We start from the raw sequence: 17,865 nt of genomic DNA, 5'->3' as shown, positions 1-17,865 counted from the left end.
CTCAGGCTCCAGTCACGTCGGCAGGTCGGCGGCCGCCCGGCTCCGGAACCGGGTCGTATCCGCCAGGATGGAATGGGTGACAGCGCGACAGCCGCCGGACCGTCAGACCGGCTCCCCGGAGCGCACCGTGCCGGGCCACGGCCTCCAGGGCGTAGGCGCTGCACGACGGGTAGAACCGACAGCGGGCCGGCAACGCCGGGCTTATCCACCGACGGTACGCGATGATGGGCAGGGTCAGCACCCGGGCACCGGGCGTAGCCGGGCCGGACGGCCTCTGCTCGGTGCTCATCGGGGCCGCCGTCTCCGGCCGGACCGGGCGGCGTCGAGCGCCGCTTCCAGGTCGGCGCCGAGTCGCTGGTAGGTGGCGTCGGCCGCAGCCGGCAGGGCGCGTACCACGAGGGTGCTTCCGGCCGGCAGGTCGACGAGGCGTTCGCGGGTCAGATGCCGCAACCGGCGGCGGACCCGGTTGCGGACCACCGCCGGTCCGACCGCCTTGGAAACCACGAAGCCGGCGCGGGACACCGGCGCGGAGTCTGCCTCCGCGCCATCCCGCGCCGGCTTCGGCGCTGCGTTGTCGGATCCGGTTGTGCCCGGCACGGTCAGATGGACGACCAGGGCACCCCGACCGGCTCGACGACCACCACGAACCGCTGCGGCGAAGTCGCTGCTGCGCCGCAGTCGTTGGGCGGCCGCCAGCACGACGTCACGTCCTCCGGAGCGGACCTGACCGGCCTCAGGCCGACAGGCGGGCGCGGCCCTTGGCGCGACGGGTCGAGATGATGGCGCGGCCGGCCCGGGTGCGCATGCGCAGCCGGAAGCCGTGGGTCTTCGCGCGCCGGCGGTTGTTCGGCTGGTAGGTGCGCTTGCTCACGTCAGGCTCTCCGTTGTCGGACGCCCCGGACGAGTCGATCGCCGGGTCGTGGTGGTCCGGGCCGCCGCTGCGGCAGCCCCGATCGGTGCTGCCCTGCGGTGCGTGACCTCGGTTGTGCGGTGCGCGACCGCGGGCAGCGAGCACCCATCACCCTAGCAGAGGGCGTGAGAGCAGCCCCTCCAGCCTAGGCCGGGGGGCAATCAGCGTCAAACCCGGTCATGGCGGCGGTGAGCTGCGACGGAAGACGACCGAAGCGGCGGTTTTCACGAATGCCGACAGGGGCGACCCGCGCTGGCGGTTGAAGACGCGGCGACAACGCTGTTACCGTGCCCGATTGCGGTCAGCGTCGGAGTTTCGCCGATGTCGCCGGCAGGCAAGACCGGACACGGTGGTGAATCGTTCGGCACGGTGAACCCCGCTTCAGTGCCCGGCCACGGCAGGGGGCAGGTCCGACCCGCGATCGGCGGGCGGCCACAATCGGTCGGTACACAGGCTGTGGATAACTTGTGGAGAACGACCGGGTGCGGCGATCGGGTGGGTGGCGTCATCTCGCCCGCCGGTATCGGGCCACCGGAAGACGGCGGCGTCCGGGAGCAGAGGCGAGGGGGTGGCACGACGGTGGCCGGTACGACCGACCTTGCCGCGGTGTGGACGGCGACGACCGACGAACTCGCTGACGAGATCATTTCCGCGCAGCAGCGGGCATACCTGCGGCTGACCCGCCTGCGCGCGATCGTCGAGGACACCGTCCTGCTCTCCGTGCCGGACGCCTTCACCCGCGACGTGATCGAGTCCCGGCTGCGCCCGGCCATCACCGAGGCCCTGACCCGCCGGCTGGGCCGACCGGTCCAGGTCGCCGTCACCGTCCGGGTACCGGAGGACGGCCGGGCCACCGGCACCGTCTACCGCAGCACTCCCGAGTCCAACTCGATGGACCACGGTCCCGGCGAGTTGGACGACCGGTCGACCGGTCCCGACAGCGGACGGCAGCTCCCACTGATTCCCGAGCAGCCGCACCCGAGCCGGTTCGACCGGCCGGCACCGCCGGACGCCCCGCCCGTCGAGGACGATTCCCGTACGGCGGGCCCCGGCGGGCAGGAGAGCCTCTTCGGCGCCGGGTTCGGCGAGCCCGTACCGCCGGCGGAGAGCACCGGACGGCGGGCGTCGGAGCGGTTGGGCTTCGTCGATCAGGGTGGGCACCTGGACCGCGCCACCACCGGCCCGCGTGGCTTCGCGCCCCGCTACGGCGACGACTCCGGAGTCTCACCCCGCGACCAGCACGTGATCCGGGCCATACCGGCCGATGGCACCACCGACAGCGGACCCGGCCGCGGCGGTCCGGATCACCGACCGGTCGGCCGGGACGATCGGCGGCTGCCGACCGGCGCGGACAGTGGCGGCAACCGTCTCAACCCGAAGTACATGTTCGAGACGTTCGTCATCGGGTCGTCCAACCGCTTCGCGCACGCCGCCTCCGTGGCGGTGGCCGAGTCACCGGCGAAGGCGTACAACCCGCTGTTCATCTACGGCAGCTCGGGACTGGGCAAGACCCACCTGCTGCACGCCATCGGCCACTACGCCACCACGCTGGGCAACGCCCGCTCGGTCCGGTACGTCTCCACCGAGGAATTCACGAACGACTTCATCAACTCGCTGCGGGACGACAAGACCAGCGCCTTCCAACGCCGCTACCGCGACGTCGACATCCTGCTGATCGACGACATCCAGTTCCTGGAGAACCGCGAGCGGACCCAGGAGGAGTTCTTCCACACGTTCAACACGCTGCACAACGCCAACAAGCAGATCGTGATCACCTCAGATCGCTCGCCCAAGCAGCTGGCGACGCTGGAAGACCGGCTGCGGACCCGGTTCGAGTGGGGCCTGCTCGCCGACATCCAGCCGCCGGACCTGGAGACGCGGATCGCGATCCTGCAGAAGAAGGCCGCGCAGGAGCGCCTCTTCGCCCCGCCGGACGTGCTGGAGTTCATCGCCTCCCGGGTGTCGAACTCGATCCGGGAACTGGAGGGGGCGCTGATCCGGGTCACCGCCTTCGCCAGCCTGACCCGGTCGAGCGTGGAGCTGTCGCTGGCCGAGGAGGTGCTGCGGGACTTCATCCCGGACGGTGCCGGGCCGGAGATCACCGCCGACCAGATCATGGTCTCCACCGCCGACTACTTCGGGGTCAGCCTGGAGGACCTGCGCGGGCACTCCCGGTCGCGGGTGCTGGTGAACGCCCGCCAGGTCGCCATGTACCTGTGTCGCGAGCTGACCGACCTGTCGCTGCCCCGGATCGGCCAGGCCTTCGGTGGGCGCGACCACACCACCGTGATGCACGCAGACCGCAAGATCCGCCAGCAGATGGCCGAACGGCGCTCGCTCTACAACCAGATCGCCGAGCTGACCAACCGGATCAAGCAGAACACCTGAGGAGTAGGCCACCGCCGGTCACGGCGAGGGTCCGACCGGTCACGGTCGGGCCCCTTTTTTTTCGCCGTCCGGTTGACCCTCAACGAGGTATAGGCCACACCCTTGAGGGCGTGTCCACACCGCGTGCCACTCGTTGTCCACAGCTTGTTGTCCACCGACGGTGGATGAACACGCGCCGTCAACACCCGGTTACCCACAGCCTGTGGAGAAACCCTGGGGACAACGTTGTGGACCGCTGTGGACGCCTGGGGACAACCACCGCCGTTGTCCACCGCCGGCCGACCGCCTGTGGGGAAGCTGTTGAAGGTTCTGGGGATGACGGCGGACGAGACGCGCGCGGCGATCCACAGGTCTGGGGAGAAAGTCGGTGGATTACCGGTGGACAACCGGTGGACGACGGTGGACAACCGTGTGCACGACGGCCACCTGTGGATCGTCGGCCGGGTTGTACCCCCGCTCATCCACAGCGAACCCACCTGTGGAGAACGCACCTGACCTGCCCATACTCGGGTTCTCCACAGTTTGCACAGGTGCGATGAAGACGATGAGTTATCTCTTCTGAAAGAACAAAAACCAATCATCACCGTTGGACTTCCTGTGGATCGGTCGCCAGCTGCCGGGACAGACCCGTCAGCAGCGACACGATCCACGGGGTCGGGCACACAGCCGATACGCTCGCGCCCTAAGGTGCGAGGGGTACCCGCACGCCAGGCGGGTCGGTGGGCAGCGTCCGGCATGAGAGAGTTGACGACGTCGACGTCGACGCGGAGGCATTGATGAAGTTCCGAGTGGAGCGCGACGCGCTCGCCGAAGCCGTGGCCTGGACCGCGAAGAGCCTGCCCAACCGGCCGTCCGTACCGGTGCTGGCCGGGGTGCTGCTGCGGGTCACCGAGGGCAGCCTGCAGGTCTCCGGCTTCGACTACGAGGTCAGTAGCCAGGTGACCGTCGAGGTGCAGGGCGACGCCGACGGCGCCGCGCTGGTCTCCGGGCGGCTGCTCGCCGAGATCACCAAGGCGCTACCCGCCAAGCCCGTCGACATCGCCGCCGTCGGCGCGCATCTCGAACTGGTCTGTGGCAGCGCCCGGTTCACCCTGCCCACCATGCCGGTGGAGGACTACCCCACCCTGCCCGAGATGCCCGCCAGCGCCGGCACCGTCGACGCGGCGGCGTTCGCCGCCGCGGTGGCACAGGTGGCGGTCGCCGCGAGCCGCGACGAGACGCTGCCGATGATGACCGGCGTACGCATCGAGCTGTCCGGCGGCAACCTGGCCATGCTCGCCACCGACCGGTACCGGCTGGCTCTGCGCGAGATGGAGTGGAACCCGGACGACCCGGAGATCAGCCTCAACGCGCTGGTCCCCGCCCGGACGCTCAACGACACCGCCAAGACCCTCGGCCCCCTCGGCGGCCAGGTGGTCATGGCCCTGTCCCAGGGCGCCGCCGGCGAGGGCATGATCGGTTTCTCCGGTGGCACCCGACGGACCACCAGCCGGCTGCTCGACGGCGCCAACTACCCGCCGGTCCGCTCGCTCTTCCCGGCCAGCCACAACGCCGCCGCCCAGGTGCCGGTCAGCACCCTCATCGAGGTGGTCAAGCGGGTCGCCCTGGTCGCCGAGCGCGCCACCCCCGTGCTGCTCAGCTTCAGCGCCGACGGGCTGGTGGTGGAGGCCGGCGGCACCGAGGAGGCCCGGGCCAGCGAGGCCATGGAGGCCAGCTTCACCGGCGAACCGTTGACCATCGGTTTCAACCCGCAGTACCTCATCGACGGGTTGTCCAACCTCGGCACCCAGTTCGCCGTGCTGCACTTCGTCGACGCCTTCAAGCCCGCGGTGATTTCCCCCGCCGGGGAGGATGGCGAGCTCATCGGTGGGTACCGGTACCTCATCATGCCGATCCGCGTGTCCCGCTGACCGGCAGAGTCAACCGCACCCACGAAAGGTCACCAGAGATGCAGCTCGGCCTGGTAGGACTCGGCCGGATGGGCGGCAACATGCGCGAACGGCTGCGCACCGCCGGTCACGAGGTGGTCGGTCTCGACCACAACCTGGAGCGCAGCGATGTCGCCAGCATGGCTGAACTGGCCGAGAAGCTGGACGCACCCCGCGCGGTGTGGGTGATGGTGCCCGCCGCCGTCACCGACGCCACCATCGACGAGGTGGCCGCCGTGCTGGACGAGGGCGACCTCATCATCGACGGCGGCAACTCGCGGTTCAGCGAGGACGCACCCCGGGCGGAGCGGCTGCACGAACGCGGCATCGGCTACGTCGACGTGGGCGTCTCCGGCGGTGTGTGGGGCCGGCAGAACGGCTACGGCCTGATGGTCGGCGGCGCGCAGGACCACGTCGACCGGCTCATGCCGATCTTCGACGCGCTCAAGCCCGACGGCGAGTACGGCTTCGTGCACGCCGGTCCGGTCGGTGCCGGTCACTACGCCAAGATGGTGCACAACGGCATCGAGTACGGCCTGATGCACGCCTACGCCGAGGGCTACGAGCTGATGGCCGCCTCCGAGCTGGTCACGAACGTGCCCGGTGTGATCAAGTCCTGGCGCGAGGGCACCGTGGTCCGCTCCTGGCTGCTGGACCTGCTCGACCGGGCCCTCGACGAGGACCCCGAGCTGACCCAGCTCAGCGACTACACCGAGGACACCGGCGAGGGGCGCTGGACGGTGGACGAGGCGGTCCGGCTCGCCGTGCCGCTGAACGTCATCACCGCCTCGCTGTTCGCCCGGTTCTCCTCCCGGCAGGAGGACTCTCCGGCGCTCAAGGCCGTCTCCGCGCTGCGGCAGCAGTTCGGTGGGCACGCCGTACGCAAGCCCTGACCGGCACCGCGGCCCCGTGTACGTCCGCCGGCTCGAACTCGTCGACTTCCGCTCCTACGAGCGGATCGGCGTCGACCTCGAACCGGGGCCGAACGTCCTGATCGGCGCCAACGGCGTCGGCAAGACGAACCTGGTTGAGGCGCTCGGCTACGTCGCGACACTCGACTCCCACCGCGTCGCCACCGACGCCCCCCTGGTACGGATGGGCGCCGCCGCCGCGGTGATCCGCTGCGCGGTGGTGCACGACGGCCGCGAACTCCTGGTGGAGCTGGAGATCGTCCCGGGCAAGGCCAACCGGGCCCGCCTCGGCCGCTCCCCGGCCCGCCGGGCCCGCGACGTGCTGGGCGCGCTACGGCTGGTCCTCTTCGCACCGGAGGACCTCGAACTGGTCCGGGGCGACCCGGCGGAACGCCGCCGCTACCTCGACGACCTGCTGGTGCTGCGCCAACCCCGCTACGCCGGGGTGCGCGCCGACTACGAACGGGTGGTCAAACAACGCAACGCGCTGCTGCGTACCGCGTACCTCGCCCGCAAGACCGGCGGAACGCGGGGCGGCGACCTGTCCACCCTCGCCGTCTGGGACACCCACCTGGCCCGACACGGCGCGGAACTGCTCGCCGGGCGGCTGGAACTGGTCGCCGCCCTCGCGCCCCACGTGACCAAGGCGTACGACGCGGTGGCCGCGGGCCGGGGCGCGGCGGGAATCAGCTACCGGCCCTCGGTGGACCTCGTCGAACCCACCACCGACCGGGACGCCCTCGCGGCGGTGCTCACCAGCGCGTTGGCGGAGTCCCGCCCCGCCGAGATCGAACGTGGCACCACCCTGGTCGGTCCGCACCGCGACGACCTCACCCTCACCCTCGGCCCGCTGCCGGCCAAGGGCTACGCCAGCCACGGGGAATCCTGGTCGTACGCGCTCGCGCTGCGGCTGGCCGGCTACGACCTGCTGCGCGACGACGGCATCGAGCCGGTCCTGGTACTCGACGACGTCTTCGCCGAACTGGACGCCGGCCGGCGGGACCGGCTCGCCGAACTCGTCGGCGGCGCCAGTCAACTGCTGGTGACCTGCGCGGTCGCCGACGACGTGCCAGCCGCCCTGCGGGGCGCCCGGTACGAGGTGACGGAGGGGGCGGTACGCCGTGCCGACTGAACCACCGCAGCCGGACAGCGCGCCCCCCGGGCAGCCGCGTGGGTCGGCTGAGCGACGCGGTGCGCGTACCGCGGGCAGGGGCGGCACCGGCGACGGCGGCCGAACCGACAAGCCCACCGGCCGCCCGACGGAGCCGACAGCAGCAGCGCCCACGGCGGCGTCCGGCGACACCGCGCCGGTGACCGACGGCGGCGAGGGGGCCACCGGGCCGCAGTTGGCCCGCGCGGTGCTGGACGCGGCGAAGGCGCGGCGCGAAGCCGCCGGCCGTCCCCGGCGGCGCACCGCGACGGGCGCCGGCGACGGTGAGCGCCGGCTGCGCGGCTACTCCGGCCCCGGCCCGGACCCCCGCGATCCGCAACCCCTCGGCGCCGTGCTCAACCGGCTGGTGAAGGCCCGGGGTTGGCAACAGCCGGCCGCCGAAGCCACCGTCTTCGGTGCCTGGGAACGGGTGGTCGGCGCGGAGGTCGCCCAACACAGCCGGCCGGTGAAGCTGGAGAACGGCGAACTGACCGTCGAGGCCCGCTCCACGGCCTGGGCGACGCAGCTACGGCTGCTCGCCGGCTCGCTGTTGCAGCAGATCGCCCGCGAGGTCGGCCACAACGTGGTTCGCAAACTGCACATTCACGGCCCGGCGGCCCCCTCCTGGTCACGTGGCCCGCGCCGGGTACGGGGCCGGGGCCCCCGCGACACCTACGGCTGACGGCCGATCCGCCCGGTGCCGGCGACCGCTACGACTGCGCCGCCCGGCGAGGTGCCGCCGACTCGGCGTAGATGGCGAAGCCGTTGTCGGCGCAGCGTCGGTAGAAGGCGGCGAGCACGCTCAGCTCCGCGCAGGTGAAGGTCCACTGGGGCGCGGCACCACTGTCGTCGCGCAGCGCGTCCAGCCGGCTGTCCAGCCACCGCAACTGCTGCTCGGCCAGGCGACCGTCGGCCAGCAGCGACCGCAGCACCGTACCCACCGAGTCGAAGGTGACCGCCTCACCGTGCGGACGGTGCGCGGCGACGAAGCGTTCGATGCCGTCCGCGATCCAACCGCACCCGTCCGGGTCGATCACCGGATCCTCGTCCTCGGCGGCGGCGTCTGTGGCGTACAGCACACCGTCGAGTCCGAGGATCAGATCCACCACCTCGGTGTACGCGGTGGCCCGGACCGTGCCTGTCTTCGCGATCAGCTCGGCGAGCGCGGCGGTCGGCGCCGAGATTCCCGGCACCTCGACGATGTCGCCGAAGTCGACGAACTCGGCCGGTGCGACCGGGTCGTAGAAGCGGCCGGTCCGCGGCCACTGAACCGCGACGTTGTCCAGCCCCATCTGGTGTCACCTCTCAAGGCACGGGCGAGTGGATCGGGTCGATCGTCCGGTTCCAACGGTGAAAGATCAAGGCCGCTCCGGCAACCCGAGGGTCGAGGATCGCCCGTCCCGGGTCGTACCGACCATTACCGCCCACCGCTCACCGTCGCACCCGGCAGCGCCGTCACGCGACAGATCCGTTGATCATGCCATGGCGTGTAGGGGGAGTCGCGGATAGCGCGATTCGGCCCGCTACGGAGATCTGAGACCCTGCGAAGGGGTGCCGAGTAGTGGTTCTATCGCCCGCGCACAGTAAGATTGGCGTGAGACGAAGACCCGGTGCGGAGTGACGGGTCACGGGTCCGGTGCGGGCCCGCGATCATACGTCCGACTCGGGTCGAGCCGATCGCGATCCGCGGGCGACCGCGGCGACCGGCGCGTTCGGCCCGTACCCCGGATTGTCCCCGGTGCCGGTCCGCGTGCCGCCGTCGTGTCCGTCCGCCGAACCCGCGTTCGACGTGCCCCGTGGCGCGCCGGGCGCGAGAAAGTGGCCGAGGGTGGCAGCGCAGGAAAATCAGCAGTACGGCGCCGAGTCGATCACCGTCCTCGAGGGGCTGGAGGCGGTCCGCAAGCGGCCCGGTATGTACATCGGGTCCACCGGCGAACGCGGTCTGCACCACCTCGTGTGGGAGGTCGTCGACAACGCGGTGGACGAGGCGCTGGCCGGCTACTGCGACACCATCGACGTGGTGCTGCTCGCCGACGGCGGCGTCCGGGTCACCGACAACGGCCGGGGCTTCCCGGTCGACCTGCACCCCAAGCTCAAGAAGCCGGGTGTCGAGGTGGCCCTGACCGTCCTGCACGCGGGCGGCAAGTTCGACGGCAAGGCGTACGCGGTCTCCGGCGGCCTGCACGGCGTCGGCGTCAGCGTGGTCAACGCCCTCTCCACCCGAATGGCGGTGGAGATCCACAAGGACGGCTTCGTGTGGCGGCAGCAGTACCACCACTCCAAGCCGACCGCCCTGGAGAAGGGCGAGCCGACCGACCGCACCGGCTCGGCGGTCTCGTTCTGGCCCGACCCGGACGTCTTCGAGACCGTCGACTTCGACCTCCAGACGATCTACCGCCGGCTCCAGGAGATGGCCTTCCTGACCCGTGGCCTCACCATCCACCTGCTGGACGAGCGGGTCGCGGAGGGCGAGGAGGGCAAGCTCCGCGAGGTCACCTTCAAGTACGACGGCGGCATCGCCGACTTCGTCCGGCACCTCAACGCCTCGAAGACCCCGATCCACAAGACGGTGATCGAGTACGGCGCCGAGGAAGAGGGCATGTCACTCGAGATCGCCATGCAGTGGAACGAGTCGTACGGCGAGTCGGTCTACACCTTCGCGAACAACATCAACACCCACGAGGGCGGCACCCACGAGGAGGGCTTCCGAGCGGCGTTGACGAGCGTCGTCAATCGTTACGGTGCGGACAAGAAGCTGCTCAAGGGCGACGAGAAGCTCTCCGGCGAGGACATCCGCGAGGGCCTCGCCGCGATCATCTCGGTCAAGCTGACCAACCCGCAGTTCGAGGGCCAGACCAAGACCAAGCTCGGCAACACGCCGGTCAAGAGCTTCGTCCAGCGGGTCTGCAACGACCGGCTGGTCGACTGGCTGGACCGCAACCCCGCCGAAGCGAAGATCATCATCACCAAGGCCTCCCAGGCCGCCCGCGCCCGGATCGCCGCCCAGCAGGCCCGCAAGCTGGCCCGACGCAAGTCGCTGCTGGAGTCCGGCTCGATGCCGGGCAAGCTGGCCGACTGCCAGTCCACCGACCCGCGCGAGTCCGAGGTGTTCATCGTCGAGGGCGACTCGGCCGGCGGCTCGGCCAAGCAGGGACGCGACCCGCGTACCCAGGCGATCCTGCCGATCCGCGGCAAGATCCTCAACGTGGAGAAGGCCCGGATCGACCGGGTGCTGAAGAACAACGAGGTGCAGGCGCTGATCACCGCGCTCGGCACCGGCATCCACGACGACTTCGACATCGAGAAGCTGCGGTACCACAAGATCGTGCTGATGGCCGACGCCGACGTCGACGGCCAGCACATCCAGACGCTGCTGCTCACCCTGCTGTTCCGCTTCATGCGCCCACTCGTGGAACTGGGCCACGTCTACCTCGCCGCCCCGCCGCTCTACAAGATCAAGTGGAACCGGAAGGGCGACGACGCGCAGTACGCGTACTCCGACCGGGAGCGCGACGGGCTGATCGCGCTGCGCCAGCAGAAGAAGGCGAGCGCCAAGCCGGACGACATCCAGCGGTTCAAGGGTCTCGGCGAGATGAACTACCCGGAGCTGTGGGAGACCACGATGAACCCGGCCACCCGTACGCTGCGTCAGGTCACCCTGGACGACGCGGCAACCGCCGACGAGCTGTTCAGCGTGCTGATGGGCGAGGACGTGGAGGCGCGCCGCTCGTTCATCCAGCGCAACGCCAAGGACGTGCGCTTCCTGGACATCTGACGGACGCCGTACCGGGCCGGAGCGTTCCGGCCCGGTACGGGTCCACAGAGTTATCCACAGCTTGGCCGGTATCCACAGCCGTTATCCACAGCGCAAAAGCGACACTCAGTCTGATAAGGGTTAACAGTGACCGATTCCCCCGAGTCCACACCTGACACGCCCGAGGTCCCCGAGCCGCTGGCCGCCGTCGTCTCGCGCGACCGGATCGAGCCGGTCGGGCTCGAGGTGGAGATGCAGCGCTCGTACCTCGACTACGCGATGAGCGTCATCGTCGGGCGGGCACTGCCGGACGTCCGGGACGGGCTCAAGCCGGTCCACCGCAAGATCCTGTACGCCATGTTCGACTCCGGCTACCGGCCGGACCGGGGCTACGTGAAGTGCTCCCGGGTCGTCGGCGACGTGATGGGCCAGTTCCACCCGCACGGCGACTCGCCCATCTACGACGCGCTGGTCCGGATGGCCCAGCCCTGGTCGCTGCGCTACCCCCTGGTCGACGGCAACGGCAACTTCGGCTCGCCCGGAAATGATCCGGCCGCGGCCATGAGATATTGCGTTACGGCAGATGCCCGTATTCGTACCGCAATGGGAAGCGTGCGGATCGGCGACGTGGTGCCGGGCGCCGCGTCGAGCAGCGAGACCGACATCGACCTCAAGGTCCGCGACCGCAACGGCGACCTGGTCCACGCCTCGAAGTTCTTCCACTCCGGCGAGCACCCGACGCTGCGGCTGCGCACCCGCGAGGGGTACGAGCTGACCGGCACCCACAACCACCCGCTGCTCTGCCTGGTGGACGTGGCCGGCGTGCCGACCCTGCTCTGGAAGCTGCTCGCCGAGATCTCCCCCGGTGACCGGGTGGTGCTCCAGCGCAGCGTGCCGGACGAGATCGGCTACCCGATGCTTGAGCACGTCGAAGCCGCACTCCTTGCGGGTGCTTTCGTCAGCGAGGGCTGGGTCTCCGAGAGCCGCGCCGGCTTCAACAACGTCGATCGCGAGTTCTTTGTCCGGGTGCTTGCCGCCTACGACCTGGCGGTGGGCGGCCCCCGCTACGTCAGCGAGCGGACTATCGCCTCGGGCAGCAGGCTGCACGAGTTGGACGTCCAAGACCTCACCGCGCTGCGGGCCAGCGTGCTCGGCGAGATGATCGGGGCGCGCAGCGCTGACAAGTTCGTGCCGGAGTTCGTCTGGCAGGGGCCGGCGGCGATCAAGCGGGCCTTCCTCCAGGCGATCTTCGAGGGCGACGGGTCGTCCTCGCTGCTGCCGCGCCACACCATCCAGATCTCGTACTCCACCCGCAGTGAGCGGCTCGCCCGCGAGGTGCAGCAGTTGCTGCTGGAGTTCGGTGTGATCAGCCGGCAGTGCCGGTACGACAGCGGCGAGATCAAGGTCGTCGTCACCAACCGCCGGGACGCACGGATCTTCGCCGCCCAGGTCGGCTTCCTGGGTCGCAAGCAGGCCAAGCTGGAGTCCGAATTGGCCTCGGTGCCGGCGAGCAGCACCGCCCTCTCCAGCGATCACGTGCCGTTGGTCGGCGACTTCATCCGCGAGCACGGCGCCAGCCGGTGGACCGAGCGGGACTGGCTGCGCCGGCACAACGTGGACCGGGTCGAGCGGTGGGAGCGGGACCGCGAGGAGATCGCCGCGCGGATCACCAACGTCGAGGTGCTCGACGTGGTCGAGCCGCTTGTCGACGGGCGTTTCTACTACGCCGAGGTGGCCGAGGTCGCGGACGCCGGTGTGCAGCCGGTCTACAGCATCCGGGTCGACACCGACGATCACTCGTTCGTCTCCGACGGGTTCGTCAGCCACAACACCGAGTGCAAGCTCGACCCGCTGGCGATGGAGATGCTGCGGGACATCGACGAGGACACCGTCGACCTGCAGGACAACTACGACGGCCGGGCCAAGGAGCCCACCATCCTGCCGTCGCGGATCCCGAACCTGCTGGTCAACGGTTCCGAGGGCATCGCGGTCGGCATGGCCACCAAGATCCCGCCGCACAATCTGCGCGAGATCGGCGCGGCGGTGCAGTGGTGCCTGGAGAACCCGGAGGCCGACGAGGCCACCACTCTGGAAGCCCTGCTGGAGATCGTCAAGGGCCCGGACTTCCCCACCCACGGTCTGATCGTCGGGCAGTCGGGGATCCAGGACGCGTACCGCACGGGTCGTGGCTCGATCCGGATGCGGGCCGTGGTCGAGGTGGAGGAGGACAAGCGGGGTCGGCCGGCGCTGGTGGTCAGCGAGCTGCCGTACCAGGTGAACCCGGACAACCTGGCCGAGCGGATGGCGGAGCTGATCAAGGAGGGCAAGCTCGGCGGGATCGCCGACATCCGCGACGAGTCCTCCGGGCGTACCGGCATGCGGATCGTGCTGGTGCTCAAGCGCGACGCGGTCGCCAAGGTGGTGCTGAACAACCTCTACAAGCACACCCAGCTCCAGGAGACCTTCGGCGCCAACATGCTGGCGCTGGTCGACGGGGTGCCACGCACGCTGAACCTGGCGAAGTTCATCCGCTACTACGTCGAGCACCAGATCGAGGTGATCCGGCGGCGGACGGCGTTCCGGCTGCGTAAGGCGGAGGAGCGGGCGCACATCCTGCGCGGTCTGGCCAAGGCGCTGGACGCGCTCGACGAGGTGATCGCCCTGATCCGGCGTTCGCCGACGGTGGAGGACGCCCGGCAGGGTCTGATCCGGCTGCTGGAGATCGACGAGATCCAGGCCACCGCGATCCTGGACATGCAGCTGCGTCGGCTCGCCGCGCTGGAGCGGCAGAAGCTCCTCGACGAGTTGGCCAAGCTGGAGGTCGAGATCGCCGACCTCAAGGACATCCTGGCCAAGCCGGAGCGGCAGCGTCGGATCGTCTCGGAGGAGCTGGGGGAGATCGTCGCGAAGTGGGGCGACGAGCGACGCACCAAGATCATTCCGTTCGACGGTGAGGTCTCGATGGAGGACCTCATCGCCCGGGAGGACGTGGTCGTCACGATCACCCGGACCGGGTACGCCAAGCGGACCAAGGTCGATCTCTATCGCTCGCAGCGGCGGGGCGGCAAGGGCGTCAGTGGCGCCTCGCTGCGGCAGGACGACATCGTCAGCCACTTCTTCGTCTGCTCGACGCACGACTGGATGCTGTTCTTCACGAACAAGGGGCGGGTGTACCGGGCCAAGGCGTACGAGCTTCCGGAGGCCAGTAGGGTGGCCAAGGGGCAGCACGTGGCCAACCTGCTCGCCTTCCAACCGGACGAGCAGATCGCACAGATCATCGAGATTCCGAACTACCAGGTGGCTCCCTACCTGGTCCTGGCGACGAAGAACGGCCTGGTGAAGAAGACGCGGCTTGAGGAGTTCGACTCCAACCGGTCCGGCGGCATCATCGCGATCAACCTGCGCGATGAGGACGAGCTGGTCGGTGCTGCGCTCGCCGGCCCCACCGACGACCTGCTGCTGGTCTCCAAGAACGCCCAGGCGATCCGGTTCAACGCCACGGACGAGGCACTGCGCCCGATGGGTCGGGCGACCTCCGGTGTGATCGGCATGCGCTTCAGTGAGGAAGATGAGCTGTTGGCCATGGAGGTCGTCCGGGAGGGTCTGGACGTCCTCGTGGCCACGAACGGCGGGTACGCGAAACGTACCCCGATCGAGGAATACCCGGTGCAGGGCCGGGGAGGTAAGGGTGTGCTGACTGCGAAGATCACCGAGCGACGCGGTGGTCTGGTCGGCGCTGTCGTGATCGACCCGGACGATGAGCTGTTCGCTATCACCAGCAACGGTGGCGTCATCCGGACTCCGGTGAAGCCTGTACGCCGTACGCGTGACCGGAACACAATGGGGGTCAAGCTGATGGACCTTCCGGACGGCGTGACTATCGTGGCGATTGCTCGAAATGCCGACGAGCCTGACGAACAGGACTAGTTGAATGACGGAGACACAGGCGAAGTCGGGGAACGCGGGGACCTCGGCCAACCCGGTCGACGAGGAGGCCGCGAAGAGCGGCACGCCACCGACCGGCCGCGCGGCCGTGGGCCGGGCCACCGTCCCTGCCGACGCGCCTGCCCCGAAATTCACCCGGGCTCCCGGTATGGCCCCACCGCCCGACAAGCCGACAGACGCCTCGGAGGGTGACGCCACCGAGGCGAAGTCGACCGAGGGGGGCAGCGCCACGGAGGCCAGCACAAGCCCCCTGAGCAAGCCGTCACCTACCCAGTCCGCGGCTGTTCCTGCCGGCAAGCCTTCGGCGGGCACCACCGGGGTTCTGCCGGCGGCCAGCACCGGCACGACCGGCACCCAGCCCCGGGTGACCGGGGTCGGTCCGAAGCCGGACGCCACCCGGCCGTTCGGGCTCGGCCGCCCGGCCAACGGTGGTGGGCTGCCGCCGGGGGTCAGCTCCGCGGTGGGTGCCGCGCGGGTCGGTGAGGCGGTACGCGCGGCGCGTACCTCGGTCAGCTCGGCCGCCTCGCGCGGGCCGCGCCGGGCCCGGCTGAACCTCAAGCGGATCGACCCGTGGTCGGTGATGAAGTTCGCCTTCGCGGTGTCGGTGGTGCTGTTCATCGTCATCGTCGTGGCGACCTCGGTGCTGTACCTTGCCTTGGACGCGATGGGTGTGTTCAGCAGCGTGAACGACAGCCTCGGTGACCTGGTCAACGCGGGTGGCGGGCAGGGCACGGAGGGCTTCCAGATCACCGCACGTGGTGTGATCTTCAGTTCGGCGTTGATCGGTCTGGTGAACGTCGTGCTGTTCACCGCGCTGGCCACCCTCGGTGCGTTCGTCTACAACGTCTGCGCCGACCTGGTCGGCGGCATCGAGCTGACTCTCGCCGAGCGGGACTGACCCGATCCTCGACGCCGGCCCGCACCAGCCCTTCACGGTGGTGCGGGCCGGCGTCTGCGTACCAATGGCGCCGGCTCTGCCGGTGCGGACGCCACGTGCCGACGTCCCCGGCGGCCAGGTCCGCGTGGGGTCGACGGCTGGATCCGCGCGGGATGCCGCATGTGGGGTCTCCGGCGGCGGGGTTTGCGCGGGATGCCGCATCCGGTGGGAGGGGTCCCGTCGGGGTCGTGGCGGGCGCGATAACCCGGTGTACCGGGCCCTGCTGCTCGGGTAGGTTCAGGGGGCGGCGTGGGGTGGCTGGCAGGCCTGGCCCCGATTTGGGGGGCGCTGGGCGGATGGGTTAACCTTGCTCGTCGCTACGCGGGGCTATAGCTCAGTCGGTTAGAGCGCAGAGCTGATAACTCTGAGGTCGCTGGTTCGATTCCAGCTAGCCCCACCGCACATGGTCCGACGGCACGTCGAGCGTGAGGGGCAGCCCCGATGTTCAAGAAGCTGTTGATCCTGGTCGGTGTCGTCGGCGTGGCCGCGGTGGTGGCCAAGAAGGTCAAGGAAGCCAACGACGAGCGCGCCCTCTGGCACGAGGCGACCACCTCGCCGGACCTGCGCTGACACCGTCCGCTCCGACCTGCGGCGGCAGCGCCGCGACGGGGCCCTAGCTCAACTGGCAGAGCACTGCCTTTGCAAGGCAGGGGTTAGGGGTTCGAGTCCCCTGGGCTCCACCAGCACTTTCCTTGGTTGATCTCTGGTCCGAGTACAGCCACTCCCGTTCACGTCTACGACTGCCGACGAGGAGAACCGCTCAGCGGCCTCACGGTGGCACTTGGAGTGGGCAGCGGCGCGAATCAAGTGAACGGACGTACTGAGTGCGGCTGGGTGCTACCCGACGTACCAGTCGAAGAGCTCCCAGCCGGGCGGTGTCGCCATGACAAGCAGCATCAAAATGCTGGCGGCGCTGACCGTGCCCAGCAACCGCCACCGACGATGCACAGCCCGGAAGTCGGCCGAAGCCAGCAACGGCAACGCCAACAGCAGGCAGAGCAGCGTCGGGACGAAGCCGATGCCGACCACAACGACGGCCGGCCACGACCAAGCGGGAGGGGCCTGCTCGGGGAAATAGTCGGCATCAGTGACCAAGTACGCGACTACGGCGTAGCCGTAAGCCAGTACAACGATTACCTGTGCCGATACGAGTGCCCATGCCCACCGGCTGCTACCCACTGATCTCTCCGCCACGGCCCGCATCGCAGCAGGATAGCGAGTCACGGCGCGCCTCCGGCCCACTTGCCCCGGGCACCAGCCCGCAGACCAGGCGAAGGCTTTGCGCTGCGATTTACCGTGGGCGCGAATAACCCAAGGGAGACGTCCCGGGGAGGCGGCGTGGCTAAGCGGTACCGGCGGCGTGCACGAGGGACGCAATCATGGACCATCGGGCAGTCGGTCAGCCCGGTCGAGCGAAAGTCCCGCAGCCGATGGCGTCCCGGCTACTGGCTCCGGCACCCGGCCCTCGGCGTTCCCTTTGGCGCGTTGCTGGTGCTGGTCGTCGTCTACTGCGGGCTCGGGAACCTGCAGCATCGAATCGCAATGACGGAGCGGGGTGAGCGGACGGTCGGGACGGTGCGCGAGCTGCACGGTCGGAATTCGTGGGCGTCGGTCGGCTTCACCACCCGGAGCGGGGACGAGGTCACCACCTGGGCCAGCCACTCTTTCTGGGCCGAGCCGAGCGTCGGGGAGAAGGTCGACGTGATCTACGACCGTGCCGACCCGATGGGGAACGCTTACCTGTCGGGCAACGAACCGGGGTTGCTCCCCACGATCTTCCTTTTCGTCGGCGGCGTTGTGCTGGCAATGGCTTACGCCTGGTGGCTGCGGCGACACTGGAGCCGGCTGCGAAACGAGGCAGACGCGTGGCGCCGTCGCGATCCCGTGCCTCGGCTCGGCGCACGGCGATAGCGGGCCGGCAGGCGAACGCCGCGCCGGTGCA

16 protein-coding genes and 2 tRNA genes are annotated in these 17,865 nt (G+C 69.7%); 13 read left to right on the top strand and 5 right to left on the bottom strand.

From position 1 onward, the window contains the following. Position 1 precedes the first annotated feature (1 nt). Genes yidD through rpmH form a run of 3 tightly spaced genes read right to left on the bottom strand, consistent with a single transcriptional unit; the run spans position 2 to position 871 of the window. The gene (yidD, locus tag V5O40_RS03985; protein ID WP_332904189.1) at positions 2–289 is read right to left on the bottom strand and encodes a membrane protein insertion efficiency factor YidD; all 288 of its coding nucleotides are present in this window, start codon (positions 287–289) and stop codon (positions 2–4) included. Continuing rightward, positions 286–699 (bottom strand): ribonuclease P protein component, encoded by a 414-nt coding sequence (gene rnpA, locus V5O40_RS03980; protein ID WP_332904188.1) that lies wholly within the window; start codon positions 697–699, stop codon positions 286–288. The genes yidD and rnpA overlap by 4 nt, the downstream gene beginning before the upstream one ends. Positions 700–733: 34 nt before the next feature. Then, the gene (gene rpmH, locus V5O40_RS03975; RefSeq protein WP_013736606.1) at positions 734–871 is read right to left on the bottom strand and encodes a 50S ribosomal protein L34; all 138 of its coding nucleotides are present in this window, start codon (positions 869–871) and stop codon (positions 734–736) included. 618 nt (positions 872–1,489) lie between these two features. Between rpmH and dnaA the strand changes: the two genes are divergently transcribed. The 6 genes from dnaA (at position 1,490) to V5O40_RS03945 (ending at position 7,969) form a co-directional block, all read left to right on the top strand. Next, positions 1,490–3,298 (top strand): chromosomal replication initiator protein DnaA, encoded by a 1,809-nt coding sequence (gene dnaA, locus V5O40_RS03970; RefSeq protein ID WP_332904187.1) that lies wholly within the window; start codon positions 1,490–1,492, stop codon positions 3,296–3,298. Positions 3,299–3,613: 315 nt separating this feature from the next. Further along, a complete protein-coding gene (locus tag V5O40_RS03965) occupies positions 3,614–3,793 on the top strand; it encodes a hypothetical protein (RefSeq protein ID WP_332904186.1) in 180 nt (59 codons plus the stop codon). A gap of 281 nt (positions 3,794–4,074) precedes the next feature. Beyond that, positions 4,075–5,208, top strand: coding sequence for a DNA polymerase III subunit beta (gene dnaN, locus V5O40_RS03960; RefSeq protein ID WP_332904185.1), 1,134 nt, complete (start codon positions 4,075–4,077; stop codon positions 5,206–5,208). A 38-nt stretch (positions 5,209–5,246) separates the two neighbouring features. Then, a complete protein-coding gene (gnd, locus tag V5O40_RS03955) occupies positions 5,247–6,119 on the top strand; it encodes a phosphogluconate dehydrogenase (NAD(+)-dependent, decarboxylating) (protein ID WP_269740546.1) in 873 nt (290 codons plus the stop codon). 16 nt (positions 6,120–6,135) lie between these two features. Further along, positions 6,136–7,269 carry a DNA replication/repair protein RecF gene (gene recF, locus V5O40_RS03950; RefSeq protein ID WP_332904184.1) on the top strand — a complete coding sequence of 378 codons (1,134 nt, stop codon included), beginning with the start codon at positions 6,136–6,138 and terminating at the stop codon, positions 7,267–7,269. A gap of 178 nt (positions 7,270–7,447) precedes the next feature. Then, positions 7,448–7,969, top strand: a complete 522-nt coding sequence (locus V5O40_RS03945; protein WP_332904183.1) for a DUF721 domain-containing protein — start codon at positions 7,448–7,450, stop codon at positions 7,967–7,969. Positions 7,970–7,997: 28 nt separating this feature from the next. Here the strand turns inward: V5O40_RS03945 and V5O40_RS03940 are convergent, their stop codons facing one another. Further along, a complete protein-coding gene (locus V5O40_RS03940) occupies positions 7,998–8,579 on the bottom strand; it encodes a hypothetical protein (RefSeq protein ID WP_332904182.1) in 582 nt (193 codons plus the stop codon). A gap of 536 nt (positions 8,580–9,115) precedes the next feature. Between V5O40_RS03940 and gyrB the strand changes: the two genes are divergently transcribed. From gyrB to V5O40_RS03910, 6 genes are all read left to right on the top strand, one after another. Then, positions 9,116–11,062, top strand: coding sequence for a DNA topoisomerase (ATP-hydrolyzing) subunit B (gyrB, locus tag V5O40_RS03935; RefSeq protein WP_332904181.1), 1,947 nt, complete (start codon positions 9,116–9,118; stop codon positions 11,060–11,062). Between the two features lie 126 nt (positions 11,063–11,188). Further along, complete coding sequence (gene gyrA, locus V5O40_RS03930; RefSeq protein ID WP_332904180.1) at positions 11,189–14,968, top strand: intein-containing DNA gyrase subunit A; 3,780 nt, start codon at positions 11,189–11,191, stop codon at positions 14,966–14,968. A gap of 4 nt (positions 14,969–14,972) precedes the next feature. Further along, positions 14,973–15,884 (top strand): DUF3566 domain-containing protein, encoded by a 912-nt coding sequence (locus V5O40_RS03925; protein ID WP_332904179.1) that lies wholly within the window; start codon positions 14,973–14,975, stop codon positions 15,882–15,884. 362 nt (positions 15,885–16,246) lie between these two features. After that, positions 16,247–16,320: transfer RNA gene (locus V5O40_RS03920), tRNA-Ile, on the top strand. 44 nt (positions 16,321–16,364) lie between these two features. Continuing rightward, positions 16,365–16,493, top strand: a complete 129-nt coding sequence (locus V5O40_RS03915; protein WP_210936323.1) for a DLW-39 family protein — start codon at positions 16,365–16,367, stop codon at positions 16,491–16,493. 37 nt (positions 16,494–16,530) lie between these two features. Continuing rightward, positions 16,531–16,606, top strand: a tRNA-Ala gene (locus tag V5O40_RS03910). 154 nt (positions 16,607–16,760) lie between these two features. Here the strand turns inward: V5O40_RS03910 and V5O40_RS03905 are convergent. After that, the gene (locus V5O40_RS03905) at positions 16,761–17,126 is read right to left on the bottom strand and encodes a hypothetical protein (protein ID WP_332904178.1); all 366 of its coding nucleotides are present in this window, start codon (positions 17,124–17,126) and stop codon (positions 16,761–16,763) included. Between the two features lie 135 nt (positions 17,127–17,261). Between V5O40_RS03905 and V5O40_RS03900 the strand changes: the two genes are divergently transcribed. Continuing rightward, the gene (locus V5O40_RS03900) at positions 17,262–17,834 is read left to right on the top strand and encodes a DUF3592 domain-containing protein (RefSeq protein WP_332904177.1); all 573 of its coding nucleotides are present in this window, start codon (positions 17,262–17,264) and stop codon (positions 17,832–17,834) included. Positions 17,835–17,865 lie beyond the last annotated feature (31 nt).

This window comes from Micromonospora palythoicola (assembly GCF_036689795.1).
GTDB lineage: Bacteria > Actinomycetota > Actinomycetes > Mycobacteriales > Micromonosporaceae > Micromonospora > Micromonospora palythoicola.
This window is presented reverse-complemented; position numbering and strand designations above follow the sequence as displayed.

Coding starts and splice junctions, on each gene's coding strand:
- yidD (WP_332904189.1), bottom strand. CDS start 289: ATGAGCACCGAGCAGAGGCCGTCCGGCCCGGCTACGCCCGGTGCCCGG.
- V5O40_RS03965 (WP_332904186.1), top strand. CDS start 3,614: ATGACGGCGGACGAGACGCGCGCGGCGATCCACAGGTCTGGGGAGAAA.
- dnaN (WP_332904185.1), top strand. CDS start 4,075: ATGAAGTTCCGAGTGGAGCGCGACGCGCTCGCCGAAGCCGTGGCCTGG.
- gnd (WP_269740546.1), top strand. CDS start 5,247: ATGCAGCTCGGCCTGGTAGGACTCGGCCGGATGGGCGGCAACATGCGC.
- V5O40_RS03940 (WP_332904182.1), bottom strand. CDS start 8,579: ATGGGGCTGGACAACGTCGCGGTTCAGTGGCCGCGGACCGGCCGCTTC.
- V5O40_RS03925 (WP_332904179.1), top strand. CDS start 14,973: ATGACGGAGACACAGGCGAAGTCGGGGAACGCGGGGACCTCGGCCAAC.
- V5O40_RS03915 (WP_210936323.1), top strand. CDS start 16,365: ATGTTCAAGAAGCTGTTGATCCTGGTCGGTGTCGTCGGCGTGGCCGCG.
- V5O40_RS03905 (WP_332904178.1), bottom strand. CDS start 17,126: ATGCGGGCCGTGGCGGAGAGATCAGTGGGTAGCAGCCGGTGGGCATGG.